Annotated in this window: 15 protein-coding genes and 1 tRNA gene; 8 read left to right on the forward strand and 8 right to left on the reverse strand. The window is 34.9% G+C overall.

Features of this window, described 5'->3' with window-relative positions; all coding sequences use genetic code 11:
- Window positions 1-179 precede the first annotated feature (179 nt).
- Window positions 180-1,052 carry a ChaN family lipoprotein gene (locus GM921_RS07195; RefSeq protein ID WP_182921914.1) on the forward strand — a complete coding sequence of 291 codons (873 nt, stop codon included), beginning with the start codon at window positions 180-182 and terminating at the stop codon, window positions 1,050-1,052.
- 42 nt (window positions 1,053-1,094) lie between these two features.
- Here GM921_RS07195 and mscL read toward each other — a convergent pair whose 3' ends face one another.
- A complete protein-coding gene (mscL, locus tag GM921_RS07200; RefSeq protein WP_182921915.1) occupies window positions 1,095-1,517 on the reverse strand; it encodes a large-conductance mechanosensitive channel protein MscL in 423 nt (140 codons plus the stop codon).
- A gap of 163 nt (window positions 1,518-1,680) precedes the next feature.
- On the opposite strand from mscL, the gene rpoN reads away from it, so the two are divergent.
- Complete coding sequence (rpoN, locus tag GM921_RS07205) at window positions 1,681-3,156, forward strand: RNA polymerase factor sigma-54 (RefSeq protein ID WP_182921916.1); 1,476 nt, start codon at window positions 1,681-1,683, stop codon at window positions 3,154-3,156.
- A 71-nt stretch (window positions 3,157-3,227) separates the two neighbouring features.
- Here rpoN and GM921_RS07210 read toward each other — a convergent pair whose 3' ends face one another.
- From GM921_RS07210 to GM921_RS07220, 3 genes are all read right to left on the reverse strand, one after another.
- Window positions 3,228-4,241, reverse strand: a complete 1,014-nt coding sequence (locus GM921_RS07210; protein WP_182921917.1) for a PorP/SprF family type IX secretion system membrane protein — start codon at window positions 4,239-4,241, stop codon at window positions 3,228-3,230.
- Window positions 4,242-4,243: 2 nt separating this feature from the next.
- Complete coding sequence (locus GM921_RS07215) at window positions 4,244-7,897, reverse strand: PKD domain-containing protein (RefSeq protein WP_182921918.1); 3,654 nt, start codon at window positions 7,895-7,897, stop codon at window positions 4,244-4,246.
- A 74-nt stretch (window positions 7,898-7,971) separates the two neighbouring features.
- Window positions 7,972-8,427 carry a response regulator gene (locus GM921_RS07220; protein ID WP_182921919.1) on the reverse strand — a complete coding sequence of 152 codons (456 nt, stop codon included), beginning with the start codon at window positions 8,425-8,427 and terminating at the stop codon, window positions 7,972-7,974.
- A gap of 119 nt (window positions 8,428-8,546) precedes the next feature.
- Between GM921_RS07220 and GM921_RS07225 the strand changes: the two genes are divergently transcribed.
- From GM921_RS07225 to GM921_RS07245, 5 genes are read left to right on the forward strand one after another with little or no spacing between them, the layout of a single operon-like run.
- Window positions 8,547-10,874 carry an Rv1355c family protein gene (locus tag GM921_RS07225; RefSeq protein ID WP_182921920.1) on the forward strand — a complete coding sequence of 776 codons (2,328 nt, stop codon included), beginning with the start codon at window positions 8,547-8,549 and terminating at the stop codon, window positions 10,872-10,874.
- Entirely contained in the window at window positions 10,861-11,574 is a 714-nt protein-coding gene (locus tag GM921_RS07230; protein ID WP_182921921.1) for a hypothetical protein, read from the forward strand. Before GM921_RS07225 ends, GM921_RS07230 begins: the two co-directional genes overlap by 14 nt.
- Before the next feature lie 3 nt (window positions 11,575-11,577).
- Complete coding sequence (locus tag GM921_RS07235) at window positions 11,578-13,704, forward strand: sensor histidine kinase (RefSeq protein ID WP_182921922.1); 2,127 nt, start codon at window positions 11,578-11,580, stop codon at window positions 13,702-13,704.
- 9 nt (window positions 13,705-13,713) lie between these two features.
- Window positions 13,714-14,793 carry a hybrid sensor histidine kinase/response regulator gene (locus tag GM921_RS07240; protein WP_182921923.1) on the forward strand — a complete coding sequence of 360 codons (1,080 nt, stop codon included), beginning with the start codon at window positions 13,714-13,716 and terminating at the stop codon, window positions 14,791-14,793.
- Window positions 14,783-15,175, forward strand: coding sequence for a response regulator (locus GM921_RS07245; protein ID WP_182921924.1), 393 nt, complete (start codon window positions 14,783-14,785; stop codon window positions 15,173-15,175). Before GM921_RS07240 ends, GM921_RS07245 begins: the two co-directional genes overlap by 11 nt.
- A 447-nt stretch (window positions 15,176-15,622) precedes the next feature.
- Here the strand turns inward: GM921_RS07245 and GM921_RS07250 are convergent, their stop codons facing one another.
- The 4 genes from GM921_RS07250 to GM921_RS07265 form a co-directional block, all read right to left on the reverse strand.
- The gene (locus GM921_RS07250) at window positions 15,623-15,919 is read right to left on the reverse strand and encodes a hypothetical protein (RefSeq protein WP_182921925.1); all 297 of its coding nucleotides are present in this window, start codon (window positions 15,917-15,919) and stop codon (window positions 15,623-15,625) included.
- A gap of 272 nt (window positions 15,920-16,191) precedes the next feature.
- The gene (locus tag GM921_RS07255) at window positions 16,192-17,055 is read right to left on the reverse strand and encodes an OmpA/MotB family protein (protein ID WP_182921926.1); all 864 of its coding nucleotides are present in this window, start codon (window positions 17,053-17,055) and stop codon (window positions 16,192-16,194) included.
- A 160-nt stretch (window positions 17,056-17,215) separates the two neighbouring features.
- Window positions 17,216-19,360, reverse strand: a complete 2,145-nt coding sequence (locus GM921_RS07260) for a glycoside hydrolase family 97 protein (RefSeq protein ID WP_182921927.1) — start codon at window positions 19,358-19,360, stop codon at window positions 17,216-17,218.
- 136 nt (window positions 19,361-19,496) lie between these two features.
- Window positions 19,497-19,570 (reverse strand) — tRNA-Ile (locus GM921_RS07265).
- A gap of 66 nt (window positions 19,571-19,636) precedes the next feature.
- On the opposite strand from GM921_RS07265, the gene GM921_RS07270 reads away from it, so the two are divergent.
- Window positions 19,637-20,272: an HAD family hydrolase gene (locus tag GM921_RS07270; protein ID WP_182921928.1), complete on the forward strand. Its 636-nt coding sequence runs from the start codon at window positions 19,637-19,639 to the stop codon at window positions 20,270-20,272.
- The last annotated feature ends 49 nt before the right edge of the window (window positions 20,273-20,321 follow it).

Below are 20,321 nucleotides of genomic sequence, written 5' to 3' on the forward strand. Positions count from 1 at the left end.
GAAATCGTTGTATAATGAATAGTTTTTAAATATACTTTTTTTACGGGAAAGGCTCATTCAATTACCTGTTATTTTACTGCTAATTTTAATATCCCTATGCACCCAGTAATACAAATGGCTTGCAGTAAAATTATTTGTTAATTTAGGAGATCTAAATAATTACGTATTAATTAATAAATATGAAAAGATTTTTCAGCATTGTTGTTTTGTTTTTACCGTTGTTGGTAAGCGCTCAAGACATGAACCAACATTATAAAGTTTACGATGTAAAGAAGCAAAAAATTGTAAGTCTTGATGATATTGTAACCGACTTAGGCAATGCAAATGTCCTATTTTTTGGCGAAGAACATAACGATTCTACTGGCCATTATTTGGAGGCTGAGCTATTTAAAAAGATTGCCACAGCTTATCCTGGAAAGGCAGCTTTAACTATGGAAATGTTCCATACCGATGTGCAACCAGTAATTAATGAATATTTAAAAGGCATTATCTCAGAGAAAAACTTTATTAAAGAAGCTAGAGCTTGGAATAATTACAAAGATTATAAACCAATGATTGAATTGGCAAAGCTAAATCAATTAGATGTAATTGGTGGTAATGCTGCTGCTAGATATAGTAACGCTGTTACACGTGGCGGATTAGAAATTTTGAATCAATTACCAGAAAGCTCTAAACAATTCATTGCACCATTACCTATTGATACAGCCACTGGGCGATACAAAGATAAATTTACAGAAACGTTAGGCGGTCACAGTATGGGTGGCATGAAAGTTTACCAAACACAAAATTTTTGGGATGCTACAATGGCTTGGAGTATTGCAAAATATGCTAAAAACAATAAGGATAGGAAGATTTTTCAGGTGAATGGTCGCTTTCATAGCGATGAGAAATTAGGTACATTAGCAAAGCTGAAAAAATATGCGCCTAAATTGAAAATCTTAAATATTTCTGCTTTTTCTGCAGAAGACTTTGCTCAACCTGATTGGAATAAATACAAAGATTTAGGAGATTACATCATTGTAACCGATCCTACTTTGAAAAGAACCTTTTAATAAAAAAGCCCTCCAAATAAAATCTGGAGGGCTTTTTTTATGTTATTTATTTTTCAATAAATCTCTAATTTCACCTAACAAAACCTCTTCTTTTGTTGGTGCTGGCGGTGCAGCTGGTGCAGCTTCTTCTTTCTTTTTAGCAGCTTCTGCAGCTCTTAAAACGATAAAAATAAATAGTGAGATAATAATAAAATTAATAATTGCTTGTACTAAGTTACCATAAGTTAAACACGCTGCTCCAGCGGCTTTAGCTTCTGCTAAACTCTTGTACGATTCCCCATTTAAAGCAATAAACTTCGTCGTAAAGTCTACTCCTCCAGTTAAAACTCCTACTATTGGCATGATGATATCATCAACTGCTGACCCAACAATTTTACCAAAAGCGCCACCAATTACAACCGCTGTTGCAAGGCTTAGCACATCACCTTTCATTAAAGATGCTTTAAAATCTGCAAAAAATCCCATAGAATATTGTTTTTAGTTTAATTTAATAGAAATAAAAATATTAAAAATATCGGATTAAGCAAATTAAATTCCTAAAAATTAAAAAAAAGAATAATGATCGCCTTTTGCCTTAAGTTTAAAGCAAATGCTTATTTTTGGAAATTAAAAACTCCTACTTCTAAATATGCTAAAGCAACACTTACAACAAAAACTATTACAAAAGTTATCTCCGCAGCAAATACAATTTATTAAGTTGTTGCAGGTACCTACTGTTGCTTTAGATACGCGTATAAAAGAAGAATTAGAAGAAAATCCTGCATTAGAGGATCCTAGCTTAATGACTGCTGATGAACCAGTAAGTGAATATGATGATTTGAATGAAGATCGTGATGATTTTAATTCAGAATCAAAAGAAGAAAGCAGCACAGATGAATTTAACGTAGAAGATTATTTACAAGACGATAATACCAACGATTACAGCACTTCTTACAACAATGGCGATGACGATGAGGAGAAAAAAGAAACTCCAATAGCCATTGAAAGTACATTTTTTGAAAGTTTACAAGAACAATTAGACTTAGTTCCTTTATCTGATACAGATTTTATTATCGGTAAGCAAATAATTGGAAGTTTGGATGACGATGGTTATTTACGTCGCCCGATTACTTCTATGATAGACGATTTGGCTTTCTCGCAAAACGTAATGATTGAAGAGGAAGATGTATTGGAGATGCTTAAAGTGATTCAAAGCTTTGATCCTCCAGGTATTGCTGCCCGCGATTTACAAGAATGCTTATCGTTACAATTAAAACGGAAGGATGTTAATAATCCGATTATTAAAAAAGCTATTGCTATTGTAGAACATCATTTGGATGAATTTACACGTAAGCATTACGATAAATTAGAAAAATCTGTTGGGCTAAATAATGATGAATTAAAGGATGTAGTTGCTGAAATATTACGTTTAAATCCTAAACCTGGAGATTCTAATCAGGTTACGACTAAACAACTACAAATTATACCAGATTTCCATATCAGCAATAATGATAGCGTTTTAATTTTAACCTTAAACTCTAAAAATGCACCAGAATTAAGAGTAAGTCGCTCTTATATGGATATGTTTGATCATTACGATAAAGCTGCCCAAAAAGATAAGAAAATGAAGGAGGCAGTTCAATTTGTAAAACAAAAGCTTGATTCTGCTAAATGGTTTATTGATGCAATTAAACAGAGACAGCAAACTTTGCTTAAAACAATGAATGCCATTATGCATTATCAGTATGAATATTTTTTAACTGCTGATGAACGTAAAATGCGTCCGATGATTTTAAAGGATATTGCTGATAAAATTGGAATGGACATTTCTACCGTTTCTAGGGTGGCCAATTCTAAATATGTACAAACAGAATTTGGGACCTTTTTATTAAAATCATTCTTCTCTGAAGCTATTCAAACCGAAAGTGGTGAAGAAGTTTCTAATAAAGAAGTAAAGAAAATATTGGAAGATTGCATTGGCAATGAAGATAAACGTAGACCTTTAGCAGACGAAAAATTAACTGAAATCTTAAAAGAAAGAGGTTATAATATCGCCAGAAGAACGGTTGCTAAATATCGCGAGCAAATGAATATTCCTGTTGCACGATTGAGGAAAGAACTTTAGTCAGTTTTCAGTTATCAATTTGCAGTATACAGTTCAAACTGCCAATTGAAAACTGCAAATTGAAAACTGAATCACCACATTCTCATGGTACTCATTACCTGGTACACATTATTCAACTGTAAACCCAATACAATTTCATGACTACCATAACTCACTTTGTTTAATTGTGAGGTTGTAAAATCATATGAGTAGGTTAAATTGATCAGTTTACTAATGTTTAATCCTGCCATTGCAGAATAAGAGTCGTTATACCTGTAGCTTCCACCAATCCAAAAGCGATCTTTAAATGCAACTTTTAAATTTGCATCTACAGATACCGGTGTAGGGCTTACATATTTAATCATGACTGAAGGAATAGCCGAAATCTCTTCATCAATAAATAATTTATAGCCTGCAGTAAGGAAAGCGTGAGGAACTTCTTTTCCGCTATTGTAATTCGGATCACTGGTAAACGCTAATTTTTGAGGTAAGATTTGTTGTACAGAAGCGCCTGCAAAAAATCGTGCACCGTACAACCACACACCCATGCTTAAATCTGGTTTAACCTGACTAGTAATTGTATTATTTAAAGCTGGGTCATTTGGGTTTTCTAAAGTGAGCTCATTCACATTTAACCCTATTCGGGTAATTCCAACCGCAGCACCAACAGATAAATTCAACGTGCCTGATAATTGCAGATGATATGCGTAGGTTAAATTTGCATCTAATCTAGAAATCGGCCCTGCCTTATCTAAAACTACTGTGGCGCCCATACCATGATGTGCTGGTGACGCAGTATAATTTTGCATGTAATTATCACTCATGGGATCATCCCCTTTTTCTGGCATAGATAAAGGATTTTTCCATAAATAATCGCTACCTAAACTCCAATGTGCAGAGGCAAAAGTAGTTTGTGGTGCACCATCAATGCCCGACCATTGTTTCCGATAACCAGCTTTAAAATCGGTATAATTTTCTATTCCACTTAAAGCGGGATTTAACAAATAATTGTTAAAAATATACTGCGTATACTGCGGTTTTTGCTGACCAAAAGCAGATAGGCTTATCCCAATTATAAAAATGAAGATGTAGTATTTTTTTTTCAAAACTATCTTATAATGGTTAAATTTCCTGTTATACTTTTTCTTCCGCTATTTGGATTGATAATATAGTAATAAGTTCCGACAGGTAATGCCTGATTTTTATAGTTTCCATCAAATGGTACTGAATATCCTTTACTACTGAAATAAACGCGTTGCCCATTTCTATCAAAAACCTCTACACTACTATTCGGATAGGTATCCAAATATTTTACATTCCAAACATCGTTAACACCATCACCATTAGGCGTAAAACTATTTGGTGCATTTACATTTTGTAACACATAAACATACACCTGATCTACTGTTGTACAACCTTGATCTGAAGTAACTGTTAACGTATATTCTGTGTCAACTTCTGGTTTCGCAATGGGATTTAAAATATCATAGGCACTTAAACCAATAGTTGGTGTCCATTTATATTTTAAGCCAGTACCAGTAGCTTTCGCATCCATTTTTTTCTCACCACCTAATAAAATATAAAAATCTGCACCTGCATCAGTTGTAGGAATTGGATAAACCTCAATATCTTGTCCAATACTTACTGTACAACCATTTTGAGGAATAAATGTGTATGTTAGGTGATGTACACCTGGACCAGCAAGTTTCGGATCAAAGGTTCCATCTGGTTTTATACCTGCGCCACTATATGCACCTGTCCCAATTATTCCTGAGCTTTCAGCAGCTTGATTTATGATGATATTACCAATATTCTCACAAACTGGAAGTATAGCCGCAAAAGTTAATTGCGGAGCTGGTTTTATGGTAATATTATGAGTAGTAAAGAGAGTGCAACTTTCGCCAGAATAAGCTACTAATTTAACGGTATAGGTTTTATTTGTATTTCCTCCAAAAGGAGCATAAGTTAAAGCTATATCATCACTTATTGGAAGTTTTGGATATGGGACGATAATGAAGTTTGTAGGATTGTTTACAAAATCTGGATAAATTTCTACTTTGGTTACATTTCCAAAAGCTGTTGCCGATGTGCTGTTAATAATCACATCTTTACCGCTACATAAATTTGCTTCATTTTTTACTGTGAAATCGGCTTTAGTTACTGCACCATTTACTGTAAATGGATAACTTTTTTCATCGGTGCAACCATTTATATTGGTAATTGTAAGTTTGACGGTATAATTTCCAGTTGCTGCATAAGCATGTTTACCATCTTTAAGTATAGAAGAGTTATTTGCAACTCCAGAAGTCGGGTCTCCAAAATCCCATAAATAAGTTAAACCAACTTCTGTTCCATTTTGGTCTTTTGACTTATTAATGAAATTGGCGAAACCATCAGCCAAACAAAAATCTGGGGTAGTGAAATCTGCGATTGGTAAACCAGTAACTATTATATCATGATAAACTGTACTTGTACAACCCTTATTAGATGTAGTGGTTAAGGTAATTTTATAAGTACCTGCTGTTGTATATGGATGATTTGGAGAGGACGCATCTGGTCTATCGTCGCTTGCACCATCGCCGAAATCCCAATGCCAGTTTGTTATTTTGGCATCCGTAAAAACTGCAGTACTAATTGTAGATGCATCTGTAAATGTAAAAGGTGTATTTATGCAAGTGCTAGGGACAGAAAATTTTGTTTCAGGAACAGGATATATAGTTATGTCATGGGGAACAACATCCGACATACAGCCATTTTCTGCGCCAACGCTAAGTTTAATAGTATAAGTACCTTGATTTGTAAACGCGTGTTTTGGGTTTTGTTCTGTCGATGTATTTAATGCTCCAGATGCAGGATCTCCAAAATCCCAGAACCATTTTGTAATTACTTTTCCATCAACGTTTGGATTACTAGCATCTGTAAAAGTAACTTCTTGGTTAGCACATTCTTCCGTAGCAACTGTAAATAATGCTTCAGGCAAAGGATCAACAGTAAAATCAATACTTAATGTCTCAGTAGCTCCACAGGCATCTGCAGATGGCTTTGTAGCTGTTACTAAAAAAGTATAATCTCCAGGAGTAGCGTATTTAATAATGCTAGGATATTCATAAGAATAATAATCTTCACCATTAGGCCCTTTAAATGGGCCCTTAATGAGTGCTGGATCTGGTGGGCCATCAACGAGAGGATGTCCATCTATTTCCCATTTTAAATTAGTAGCTAGGTATGGTAAATTTACTTTCAACTTCATAGATTCATCAATACAACCCACGTTAATTGGTTGATTTGTACTCGCATTTTCAGTTTGAAAAGTAAAATCTTGAATATTTGCTCCTGCTAAATAGGCATACGATTCAATATCTCCATAACCATAAGCAATAGCAGAAAAACCACTAGCAGCCGTAAGTCTATGTTGAGGTTGTGTACCAGTTACATTTATAATTATGTAACTATATTCAGCATCGATCGCAGTAAACCCTGTTACTGGATTACCATCTAATCGAAAAGAACTTGCATCAACAGTTTTGATGATGACATTTAAGAAGTATTTATCAATATTTGTCAAATTACCAACTACTGCTTTCAAATCTGAGAAAACTGTAATATTATTTAATGTTTGCTCTACAGGATTTAATACTGTAATCTCTGGATCACCTAGATATGGTTTATTATTGCCACTGTTATTGATATTGCAGTTCTGAGATGTTTGGTACTGAGCTACGGATATTGGCTTATCTGCCGAAATTACATTTGCTGTAGTTGATGAAAAAGAATAGACATATCCTTTTGGCAGTAAGCTACTACCATTTATAACAATTATACTTCCATTAACTGTTAAAGTTGTTTTATCTTCTCCAATAATCACCTTTAATACATCGGTATTACCATTAATAGTATTATAAAAAGGCGCTGTTACAAATTTTTTACCCCATGCACTCAAAGGAAAAAGTTGCTGATATAAATTATCGCCACTACTACCTCTTGGACCGCCCTGTTGACAAAAGGCTGCCCAGGTATTACCAGAAAACACTGCAATTGGCTTGCATCCCTCAACCGACTTAATATGGCTACCTGTTAAATCCTCGTTATTTAAAGATTGATATTGATAAATCTGTCCTTTTTTAAGTGTAATTTGGTAAGGAACACCGCTTTGGCGTTTCCCATATCTCTCATTAGCTGTTGGTGTGATATCTATTTTTGTATCATCTTCTGTAGCGATAATAGTAAACTCAGCATAGCCCGAGAAGGCAGTACCTTCATTCTTATAGCTATAAGTATAATATTCTTTACCTAATGTATTTGATGGCAAAACCATAGTGCCTCCAGTACGCCTATTATTAGATATCACACTATATAAAGAAATGGGCTCATCAGTTATCACATGTATCGCTTTATCTACCTCATTTACTACATCATCAGAACTACCTATATAAACAAGGGGTTGTCCAGTAGCGTTAGGATCAATAGTAATTGGCAGACAAGTGTTAGCTGCAATTGAAGTATTTGGAGCAGTAGTACTACTTTGAATTAGCGTATTCCCTATATAAATTTGATAATTAGTAACTTTATCTGCTGATAAAAACAATGTTAATCGAGATGCTAAATCATCTACATGTCCGCTATAAGCAACCCAAAAATCTTTTCCCTTATTAGATGTATTCTGCGCTAGCACATTTTGAGAGAGCCCAAGCAATAGAAATAAAGTAATAACCAGATAAAGTTTCTTTATCAAAGCATTACCAATCAAAAGTTTAGAGCGCATTTTACAATAATAATATTTATTTACATACTAAACTGATGATTTTTAAGGAATTATTAAAATAGATTTTTACATCTCTAAGAAAGTAAATTCTGCCGAGCGATAAACTCAAGCTGTCTGTTAGCTACTAATAATTTCTCTGTAAGTTCTTTATTCTCTTTCCGAAGCGTATAAATTTCAATTGCTTTTTCAATGTTAATTCTTAAATCCTCTTCCATCCAAGGTTTTTGAATATACCGATAAACCTGTCCTTTATTTATCGCATCTATAACTGCATCTATATCGGTATAACCAGTTAAAATCATCCGTATCGGATCAGGATGTGCCTCTAAAATAGAAGCCAAAAACTCTACTCCTGTAGTTTTCGGCATCCGCTGATCGGTTATAATAATATGGATATCTTCTTTATCTAAAATTTTCCTGCCTTCATCTGCAGATTCGGCTGTAAAAATTTTATACAATCTACGGTAAGTGGCTGCAAATGCACTTAAATTGTGCGGCTCATCATCAACATATAAAATGTTCGTGCTCATTAGGGATCTTTAATAAAAGATAAAAATACTTTTTTATTATAACTCTTAAAAGACTAATTTAGTTGTTTTAACATTTAATTCAGTTTTTATTATTAACACGTAGCTATTCAACACACAAAATGTCCTCTAAAACTGGTTCTAACCCATCTTTATCTCAGCTCATTACACAAACATCAACGCAAAATAACGTTTACAAACCTGTATTTTTTAATCTGAGTGATAACATTCAAAAAACAGAGTTTGAAACATTAATTTCCAATAAAAACAACTTACAAGTATACGATCACATCTACACTCAAGTAGAAGAACTAATAAAATGTCTCCATCCTACTATCGTTTTCTTACCACCAGCAGAATTAGCTAAAGCAGTCGAAAATCATTTTGGAGATAAACCTCAAGAAGAATATGGCGTTTGGGTTTATTATCCATGGACAGAAAAATTAGTTCATTTATTAGATGAACAAGAATTTGCTTTAGTTCGTACCAATAGAAATAAACATAAAATTACCGAGAAAGAGCAAAGCTTACTTTCTCAAAAAAAGATCGGTGTAATGGGCCTTTCTGTCGGGCAATCTGTTTCATTAACATTGGCTATGGAACGAGGTTTTGGCGAGTTACGCATTGCGGATTTTGATGAATTGGATTTAAGCAACATCAACCGAATTAGAACTGGCGTATATAACCTTAAAATCAAAAAAACAGTTATTGTAGCCAGAGAAATTGCAGAAATTGATCCCTACTTAAATGTAGTGTGTTTTGAGGATGGCATTACCGATGAAAACCTAGATGATTTCCTTACAAAAAACGGTAAATTAGATTTGCTGATAGATGAATGCGATAGTTTCGATATCAAAATCAATTCTCGAAACAAAGCAAAAGCGTTGGGCATACCTGTATTAATGGAGGGAAGTGATAGAGGAACTATTGATATCGAAAGATTTGATTTAGAACCTAACCGACCAGTATTACACGGAATGGTGGAGCATTTGGACATGAGCAAATACAAAACGCTCTCAACAATGGATGAAAGAATTCCGTATATAACGGCCGTTACAGGTGTAGAAACGTTATCTCCACGCATGAAAGCTTCTGCCGTTGAAATTATGGCTACGATTTCTACTTGGCCTCAATTAGCAAGTGCAGTTACCTATGGTGGTGGTATCACAGCCGACCTTTCTAGAAAAATATTATTAGGCAACCTTAGCGTTTCTGGTAGGTTTTTTATAGATATGGATGAGCTAATAAGCGATTCTATTCCTTCAGCACCAGTTACCGAAGTTAAAATCATCGCTCCTCTTCAAACACCAGAGCTGGAAGAATTTATTACAACGCATCAATTAGCATTTGAAAAAGAAACCAATCCTATTTCAGATGATATGCTTAATCAATTAATCGAAGCCGCAGCTAAAGCACCATCTGGCGGAAATAACCAACCTTGGAGATGGCATTATAAAAATGGTTTATTACATCTCTTTTTAGAAAAAAGTGCTGCACAAGCCTATTTAGATCCACAATACATTTCTTCTTACATTTCTTTGGGTGCAGCAATAGAAAACCTTTTATTAACCGCAGCCAATTTAAAGTTAAGTGTAAACTGGCAATTAACACCTCAGCTTGCTCCAACACATATAGCTTGGTTTAGCTTTGCAGAAAATCATTCAACAAGTGAGCAAGAAAAGCAATTGGCTACACAAATTGAGTTAAGACATACCAATAGAAAAATTGCTCCACGACAAGAAATAGAGGCAACAGAGTTAAATCAGTTATCAAACTTGGTTACACAAATTCCTGATGCAAAATTAACGTGGCTAACAAATCCAGAGCAAATTAAAGGTTTAGGCGCTATTGCTACACATACAGATTTATTAAGGATGTTTATTCCTGCTGCGCATGAAGATTTCATTACCAGAGAAATGCGCTGGAATATAGATGAAGTAACTGCAACAGAAGATGGAATTGGTATTCACACATTAGATTTAAGCAATAACGATCAGATTGGAATACGATTATTAAAAGATAAAAAGATGATTGCCTTTTTACAGCAAATAAATGGCGGCAGTGGTTTTAAACGACTATCAATGCAACAATTTATGGCTTCATCTGCAATCGGATTAATTACCATGCCAAAAGGCGCTATCAATTCTTTTATTGAAGGAGGTATGGCAGCAGAAAAATTATGGCTTGGTGCAACAGCGTTAAACCTACAAATCCACCCTGTGAATGTACCTTTAATCTTTTTCTACAAAAATTCGATTGAAGATAGCCTACCTATTCCGTTAGAAAGCAAAGCACAATTAACACAAGCCGAGCAAGGGTTTAAACAACTATTCAGCGTAAAAGACAGTGAACAAGCTATTTTTATGTTCAGAATATTCAAAGCTACACCATCTCCAGAAAGAACCATCAGAAAATCAACCTCTAAAATATTCTCCATTGGAAGAGCATAAACCACATATTGATAATTTATATTTCAAAGCATTTAGAGCGGTTGATAATCGCGAAGCCTGCATGAAATTTATAGAAGGTCACACGCATGTGCTAGAAATTTTTGGGATTACCCAAATTACATCTGCAAAAATAGATTGGGTACTTAATCCAGATGTGTTTGTAATATTAGTTACAGCAGAAGAAGGTGGAAAAGCACTTGCAGGTGGAAGAATACATCAAGCAAATCGCAAAAACCCTTTACCTATTGAAGATGCGGTTGGTTACATGGACGACCGTATTTACAAAATGGTTGCCGAAAGAACCGATGCTGGTACAGGTGAACTTTGCGGACTATGGAACTCTTGGGATATTGCAGGTTTGGGCATTGGCAGTATGCATTTAAGTACTGCGTGTGTTGCTTATGCAGATTTAATTAATTTGAGTACTCTTTTTGGTTTATGCGCACCAGCAACCTATCGCAATTCTATCAGAGGTGGCTTTAGGGTAATTAATGAAATTGGTATCAACGGAAAATTTTATTATCCAAAGGAAGATCTTACCGCAACCTCTATTTTAGTTGATGATATTAAAGGATTACCTTTAACTCACGAACCCGAAAGAAGTATAGCAATGCACATGAGAGCTAACTCAATTACACAACAGCAAATACAATCTAAAACTGGAGAAAATATTACTTTACATTTTGATTTAACCATCTAAAGCATGAAAATATTTTTTCGCTTTCTCTTCTTTTTCGCTTTTACCTTAAGTTTTTTAAACGCAAATGCAGTAGTTTATAATGAGGGTATCGTAGAAAATGGTTTTACCCCATCCTTTTACAGAGATGGAACCAATAAAGCAAAATTAAAGCAACTAGTAGATAAGAAGTTTACACCCATTAAAACAGAAATCTTCAACTTCGGTTTAGATAGCGCTACCTACTGGATTAAAATGACCAGGCAAAATGATAAGACTTTTGATAGTGATATTTTATTTATAGATCAATCCAGGTTAGCACTTGCAGAAATGTATATATTGAGGAAAGACAGTATTTTTCAAATAAACCCACACAACTCTTCTCTTTACACAAACAATAGTTTAACTCAAGGTAAACTATTTAAACTCCCAGCATTTATTCATAAGGATGACATCGTTTTTTTAAAGCTACGTGCTACCGAAACTTTTTTAGCCCCAGTAAGTATTAGAGATGAAGGTTCTTTGTTAAACATTTTCTCCTTACGTGGTATTATTTTCGGTTTTTACACAGGCATAATGGTCATCATGTTTGTGTATAACCTTTTCCTATTTATCATTATTAGAGATAAAAGTTATTTATACTACATCTTTTATATCCTTTTTACTTGGCTAACACAAATTTCAATACAAGGTTATTCATCAAAGTACTTTTGGGCACATGGAAGCGTATTAGATAATTATTCGGTCGTCTTATTTTCAAGTTTAACACTCGTTTTTACCAGTTTATTTACATTATCATTTTTAAATACAAAAGTATTTTCTAAAACTTGGCATAAGTTAATTACCATTTTCTTTTACCTCACCATAGTCAATCTAGCTGTTTTATATTTTTCTGGCATCTATTATGCATTTATTACAATGCAGTTTTTAACCATTACCGGAACAATACTTGCATTATCGGCCGCTAACTTTGTGTATTTTAAAAAGCATTTTAAACCAGCTGGTTACTATTTAGTGGCATGGTCTGTTTTGCTTATTGGCGCAATACTCTTCATCATGAAAGATTATGGCGTTATACCTTACAATAACTTCACCATTTACCTTTTACAAATCGCATCTGCAATTGAGGTAATGTTGCTTTCTTTCGCATTGGCGGATAAAATAAACTTCTTCAAAAAAGAAAATGAAGTTGCACAAGCACAAGCCTTAAACGCATCATTAGAAAATCAAAAACTAATTAAAGAGCAAAACATCGTCTTAGAAAAAAAGGTACAAGAACGAACAGAAGAATTGCAAAACACAAATTCTACACTCAACGTTACCTTAACCAATTTAAAAGACACGCAATCTCAACTAGTAGATGCAGAAAAGATGGCAGCATTAGGTCAGCTAACTGCAGGCATTGCGCATGAAATTAACAACCCAATTAACTTTGTAACGTCCAACATTAAACCGTTAGAATTAGACATTAACGACTTAAAAGAGATTATTACCAAGTATGAAGAAATAGATTTCGATAAAGATGTAAAAGAACAAGTAGAAGAAATTGAAGCGTTTAAAAAGCAAATAGACCTCAACTTTGTTAATAATGAAATCTCTTCACTCCTATCAGGCATCAGCGAGGGCGCAAAACGTACAGCAGAAATTATTAGAAGCTTACGCAACTTTAGTCGCATAGATGAAACCGATATGAAACCTATCGACCTCAACGAAGGTTTACAATCTACCCTAGTATTGGTACGAAACAATTTACCCGATAACTTAACCGTAATTAAAGAATACGGCAACCTGCCAAAAGTAGAATGCTTACCTGGAAAAATCAATCAGGTGTTTATGAATTTGGTATCTAATGCCATACAAGCCATAAAAACCAAAGAAATACAACGCGAAGAAGAGTTTTTAACCATTAAAACTTGGTATCAAGATCAGCAGGTAAAAATTAGCATAAAAGATACAGGGATAGGGATGACAGAAGAAACGAAACATCGTATCTTCGAACCGTTTTTTACCACTAAAGATATTGGCGAAGGTACTGGATTAGGCCTTTCTATCGTTTTTAGCATTATCGAAAAGCACAAAGGTCACATAGATGTTATCTCTAAGCTTGGCGAAGGAACAGAATTTATTATTACCTTGAATATAAATCCGCAATAACCCAACTCAATGAAAACCCCAAGCGTAAGAGTTTTATATATTGACGACGAGGAAAACAACTTAGAGGCCTTTAAAGCCAGTTTCAGGCGGCAATATGAAATTTACACAGCCATTTCAGCTGCCGACGGTTTAAAGATCCTTCAAAGTGTAAATGTGCAGGTTGTAATTGCCGACCAGAAAATGCCAAACACCACTGGGGTAGAGTTTTTTAAAAGCATTACAGAAACCTTTCCAGATCCAATACGTATACTTTTAACAGGTTATACAGATATAGAGGCATTGGCCGATGCCATAAACCATGGACATATTTACCGCTACATTACCAAACCTTGGAACGATCTTGAGTTACACAATTCTATAAAAAATGCCTACGATGCCTATAAAGCTAAAATAGATTTACGCAATAAAGTAGCCGAATTAGAGAAAACCAATGATGAACTAAACCGCTTTATTTACAGTATTTCTCACGAATTAAGAGCCCCACTAGTTTCGGTAATTGGAATAGTGAGCTTGGTAAAAATGGAAGGCCTATATAATTCTAGCGGCGAATATTGGAGCCTAATAGAAACCTGCTCTAACAAACTTGACTACTACATTCAGAAAACATTACAATACTATAAGAATAATAAAACGGTAACAGATGAGAGCCCAGTTGATTTTAAAAAACTAATTTCAGAACTGATAGACGTTTACTCTTATACCGATAAAGACACACGCTTTACAGTTAATGTAGATCAAAAAGTAGACTTTAAAGGCGATTTATTTAGAATTGAAGTCATATTAGGTAACCTCATATCTAATGCCATTAAATATCAAAAAGCAGCCGAGCTAAACAAAAAGGTTAATATAGATGTTGAAGTAAGTAAGGAACTAGCGCAAATTAGCATTAGCGATAACGGAATGGGTATTTTAAACGAACACCTAGAGAAAATATTTACGCAGTTCTTTAAAAGTAAAGTTCATCACGGTAGTGGTTTAGGGTTATTTATTGTAAAAGAAGCGCTAAATAAAATAGAGGGGCGCATATCAGTAAGTTCAGATCTTAATCACGGTACCACTTTTAAAATAACAATACCCAATGCAAAGTGATAATAAAAAAGTAATGTTAATTGATGATAATGAGATTGATTTAAAAATCAATGCAAAGCTCATTAGCATCACTAAATTATTTGAGGAAATTATTATTTGTCAATCAGCAGAAGAAGCATTAGATTATTTGAGCCGAAATATGAATGATGATGATAAACTACCTAATTTCATATTATTAGACATTCAAATGCCAGAAATGGATGGCTTTGAATTTTTAGAACAGTACAAAAAATTCTCTACCGCACTTACCGATAAATGCCCTGTGGCCATGCTATCCTCTACCCTAGACTTTGGCGATACCCAACGAGCTGAAGCAAATCCCTATGTAATAAAGCTGTTAAAAAAACCGCTTTCACCTAAAGAGCTAGCGGAGTTAATATAATACGATTCGTCATCCTGAGCGTAGTCGAAGGACCTTGTTTTTGTGATCCTGACCTGTGCCGATTTCACATCGGCAGCGTAGCGAAGGATCTCTCTTATCTTCTACATGTCCGTCATTGCGAGGCACGAAGCAATCTTTCTCACTTAGAACTTTAATCATTTTGCATTTGTAGCCTTATTTTATGCACCTTGTCATGCTGAGCGTAGTCGAAGCACCTTATTAAATCAGTAAAGCAAAACCAGCACCTTCATCACTCCCAATAGCCCTGCTTTCCTTTACAATCTTTTTGTGTCAATGTCTTCCGTCATTTCGAGCGCAGCCGAGAAATCTTTGGCACTGCATTCAGCAACAGATATTCGCAACACAAAAAGTATTTTCACTCCAATCAGGTTTAAAGAACTCAAAACAGTGCAACAAAACAACACCTGCCAATAGAATATTGTCAGCCTAAGCATAGTCGAAAACACCAACCACCATAAAACTGTCAGTCTGAGCGTAGTCGAAGACATCCACAAAAAGAACTAAGCCATCATAAAAAAGAACTGAGCCATCCGCAAAAAGAACTGAGCCATCCACTAAAAGAACTAAGCCATCCGCAAAAAGAACTGAGCAATCTACTAAAAGAACTAAGCCTCCAGCAAAAAGAACTGAGCCTCCAGCAAAAAGAACTGAGCCATCCACTAAAAGAACTAAGCCTCCAGCAAAAAGAACTGAGCCTCCAGCAAAAAGAACTGAGCCATCCACTAAAAGAACTAAGCCTCCAGCAAAAAGAACTGAGCAATCTACTAAAAGAACTAAGCCTCCAGCAAAAAGAATTATGCGTTGTGGATTTTGCGGATTTGAAATCCGCTATTATCAAATAGTTCGAGATGCGCTGCGCTAACATCTCGAACAGCTTACGTTATTTACCTCGTTATCATTACGAGGTACAAAGCAATAACGGCAATACTAAAACCAACAAAAAAACCGTGACCTGTATACAACAGATCACGGTTTCAACTAAATAAATAACAGCCTTACGGTTTAGTCTCAGCAGGTGCTTTACCAATTAACTCCATAAATTGATCTAACTTAGGGGTAATAATAATCTGTGTACGTCTGTTTTTGCTTTTACCAAGATCGCTATCATTACCAGCAACCGGATTATACTCTCCCCTGCCGCCAGCAGTTAAACGTTTAGGATCTACTCCATAAGTATTTTGTAAAGATTGAACTACTGATGAAGCTCTCAACGCACTTAAATCCCAGTTGTTTCTAATGTTTACTTTAGAGATTGGCACATTATCGGTATTACCCTCAATTAACACATCGTAACCTTTATAATCGGTTATAATTTTAGCAATTTTACTCAATGTTGCTCCAGCTTTATCTGAGATTTCATAACTACCAGATTTATACAACATATTATCTGAAAGAGAGATGTATACTACACCTTTAAGCACTTTCACATCTACATCGCTCATTTCTTCCCTGCTCAACGATCTGGTTAAATTGTTGGTTAAAACCACATTTAACGAATCGCTTTTGTTCTTGGCATTTACCAATTGTTGTATGTATTTGTTGGAACTGTTTATCTCATCAACCAATTTAGAAATGTTAACATTACCCTGACTGGTAGAGTTTAAACATTTATTTAATGCAGCTTGCAGTGCTGCAGCATTAGATTTTTCGGCTGCTATTTGTTCTTCTAAACTCTTAATTCTAATTTTTGAGCCAGATACTTCGCTTTCGCTAGCCTGTAACTTCTGATTAAGTTCTACATTACTTTGTTGCAGTTTAGTATTATTGGATTGCAATTCGGCAAACTTCTTATTACTAACGCAACCTGCACCTAGCGTGACTATAAAAAGTGCCGCTGGTACTATTATTGAAAATTTCATAATTATATACTTTTAGGTAAAAGATTACCTAATTAACAAAGTAGCACTCCGTAAAGTTTTAATTTCAATAATAATGCGTAAAATGATGATGAACTATTTAAAACAAAAAGCGCTCTGCAAGTAATTACAGAACGCTTTTTTTAATGTTATTTATTTCTAATTATAACTTCTTTAATCCTTTAGTTTGTGCTTTATCTGCTTCGGTAAAGCTAATGGCAAATCCTCCGCCAGGTGCGGCAAATTGCGACAGTTTTGTTTGGTCTGTTACTACAACCTTAATAATTACATAAGCCTGAGGGTTTGTTTTGTAATGCGCATCTTTTGCATCAGCATAAATAGTAGCAATGTAGGTTTTACCTTTATCTAAGAAATCGAGTTTAAACTGCGCAGTGCGAGAATTATCTCCGTTTACACTTCCTAAAAACCATTTACCTGTACCTTTCGCTTTACGAGCAACAGTAATATACTGACCTGGTTCTGCTTCAATGTATTTACTATCATCCCAATCTATGGCTACATCTTTTATAAACTGAAAAGCATCGGGAAAGCGATTGTAATTTTCTGGAAGATCTGCCGCCATTTGCAAAGGGCTGTACATAGTTAGATACAAGGCTAGTTGATTAGCAATGGTACTATTTACATGCGAAGTATTACCAGGGTTTAGCTTGCTGATATCCATTTCGAAAATACCAGGCGTGTAATCCATCGGACCTCCTTGCAAGCGTGTAAAAGGCAAAATAGTTACGTGATTAGGTTTAGAACCTCCAAAAGCTTGATATTCGGTACCTCTAGCAGATTCATTTCCAATTAAATTTGGATACGTACGAGCAATACCTGTAGGTCTGACAGCTTCATGCGCATTCACCATAATTTTATATTGTGCTGCCTTTTCTATTGCATATTGATAGTGATTTATAATCCATTGGCTATAATGGTTTTCGCCTCGTGGAAGTATATTGCCTACATAACCGCTTTTTACAGCATCGTAATTATTGGCTTTCATGTATTTGTAGGCAGTATCTAAATGGCGTTCGTAATTACGTACAGACGACGAGGTTTCATGGTGCATAATCATTTTAATGCCCTTCGATTTTGCGTAATCTCTTATCTCCGCCATATTAAAATCTGGGTATGGTGTTACAAAATCGAACACATAATCTTTTGAGTTGCCATACCAATCTTCCCAACCTTGATTCCATCCCTCTACTAAAACTCCTCCAAAACCATTCTGTGCAGCAAAGTCTATGTATTTTTTAACATTAGCCGTATTAGCGCCATGCTTTCCGTTTGGTTTTGCTTTGCTGTAATCGGTTATACCTAATTGTACCGAAGGAAAATCATCTGTATACGCCCATGAGCTTTTGCCAGTAATCATTTCCCACCAAACGCCTACGTATTTTACTGGTTTAATCCACGAGGTATCTTCAATTTTACAAGGATCATTTAAGTTATAAGTCATTTTTGAGGCTAAAATATCACGAGCATCATCACTTACCATAATGGTACGCCAAGGAGTGTTGAAAGGAACTTGAATATAACCTTTATCGCCTTTTGCATCTGGGGTTAGCCACGATTCGAAAATCATATTTTTATCGTCCAAGTTTAAGTGCATGCATGGATAATTGATTAATGCAGCCTCATGTAAATTAATGTAAAGTCCATCGGCAGATTTCATCATTAATGAAGTTTGTACGCCAGTTGGTGAAAATGCAGTTTGAGAAAGATTTTCTGTTCTCGCCTTTTCGGCATAACCACGTATCTCTGAAAGCTTTGAGGTCGTGTAATCGTACTCCTGAGTATCGTAATCTCCTGCTATCCAAAATGCAGTATGATCGCCTGCCATGGCAAATTGAGTTCTTTCTTCTTTAATTACAAAATAGGTAAAGCCTTTTTGGGTAGGAAATTCATACCTAAAACCTAAACCTTCATCAAACAAACGAAAACGAATTAATAACTGTCTGTTGGTTCCTTTTTGACTCAGGGTTACTGCGCATTCGTTGTAATGGTTACGAATGGTTTTCACTTCGCCCCACACAGGTGTCCAGTTTTCATCGAAAGTAGATGATTGCACATTGGCAATTGTAAAATCATTTAATAGCGATTTCTGGTCATTTTTTAGTTCTAAACCCAACTTGCTGGTTTTAATAACTGCTTTGTCTTTATAAGTTAAATTATAAGTCGGACTACCATCTGCTAGCAATGCAAAGTTCATGATCAATTTCCCATTCGGGGATTTAAGTTGCTGACCAAATGCAAGGCAAAAAAATGCAAGGGTTAAATATGTTGTAAATAGAAACTTCTTCATGTTAGGAATTTGTTAAACTGTAATTGGCTCTAATCTAATGATAATATCTTTTAGCTTCAAAATGGCTTAAAGTATTGTGTTGATACTTAAGGGCATAAAAAAAGCCTAATCAGTTAAGATTAAGCTTTTTAAATTGTGGGCCCACCTGGGCTCGAACCAGGGACCAAAAGATTATGAGTCTTCTACTCTAACCAACTGAGCTATAGGCCCCGAAAACCGATTAGGTTTTGCGAGTGCAATGTTACATATTTGCATCGAATTTTGGAAACCCTTTTTATGGAAAAAATAAAAAATATTATTTTCGACTACGGTAATGTTATTTTCGAGATTAACTTTAAACGTACTCAAGCTGCTCTATTACAATTAGGTATCGCCAATGTGGAAGAGTTTTTTGCCCATAAAAAACATAATCCAATATTTGATAATTTTGAGACCGCAGCTATTACTCCGGCAGAGTTTAGAGCAGAAATAAGAGCTGCAGCCAACAATACGAACCTTACTGATGCACAAATTGATGAAGCTTGGAATAGTTTATTAATTGGTGTTTCGGGCAATAATCATGAAGTTTTGTTAGACGTTAAAAAGAAGTACCGCACTTTTTTATTGAGTAACAACAACGAAATTCACTACGATTGGATTATCAATTACATAAAAAAAGAGTTTGGGATAGCTAATTACGATAACCATTTCGAAAAAGCTTATTTCTCGCAACACATGCGTTTGCGCAAACCCAATGTTAATATATTTGAGCAGGTAATTAAAGAAAACAACTTAAATCCTCAAGAAACGCTTTTTATAGACGATAGCCCACAACACATAGAGGGCGCAAAAAAAGCTGGTTTACATACTTTGCTAATGGATGTTCATCCAGAAAAGTTGAACGATTTTTTACACCAGCATCATATTTTATAAAAGATAAAGCAAGATATTTTCTTAAATTTAATGCTGCAAATAGTCAAGA

It is taken from the genome of Pedobacter planticolens (genome assembly GCF_014172375.1).
GTDB lineage: Bacteria > Bacteroidota > Bacteroidia > Sphingobacteriales > Sphingobacteriaceae > Pedobacter > Pedobacter planticolens.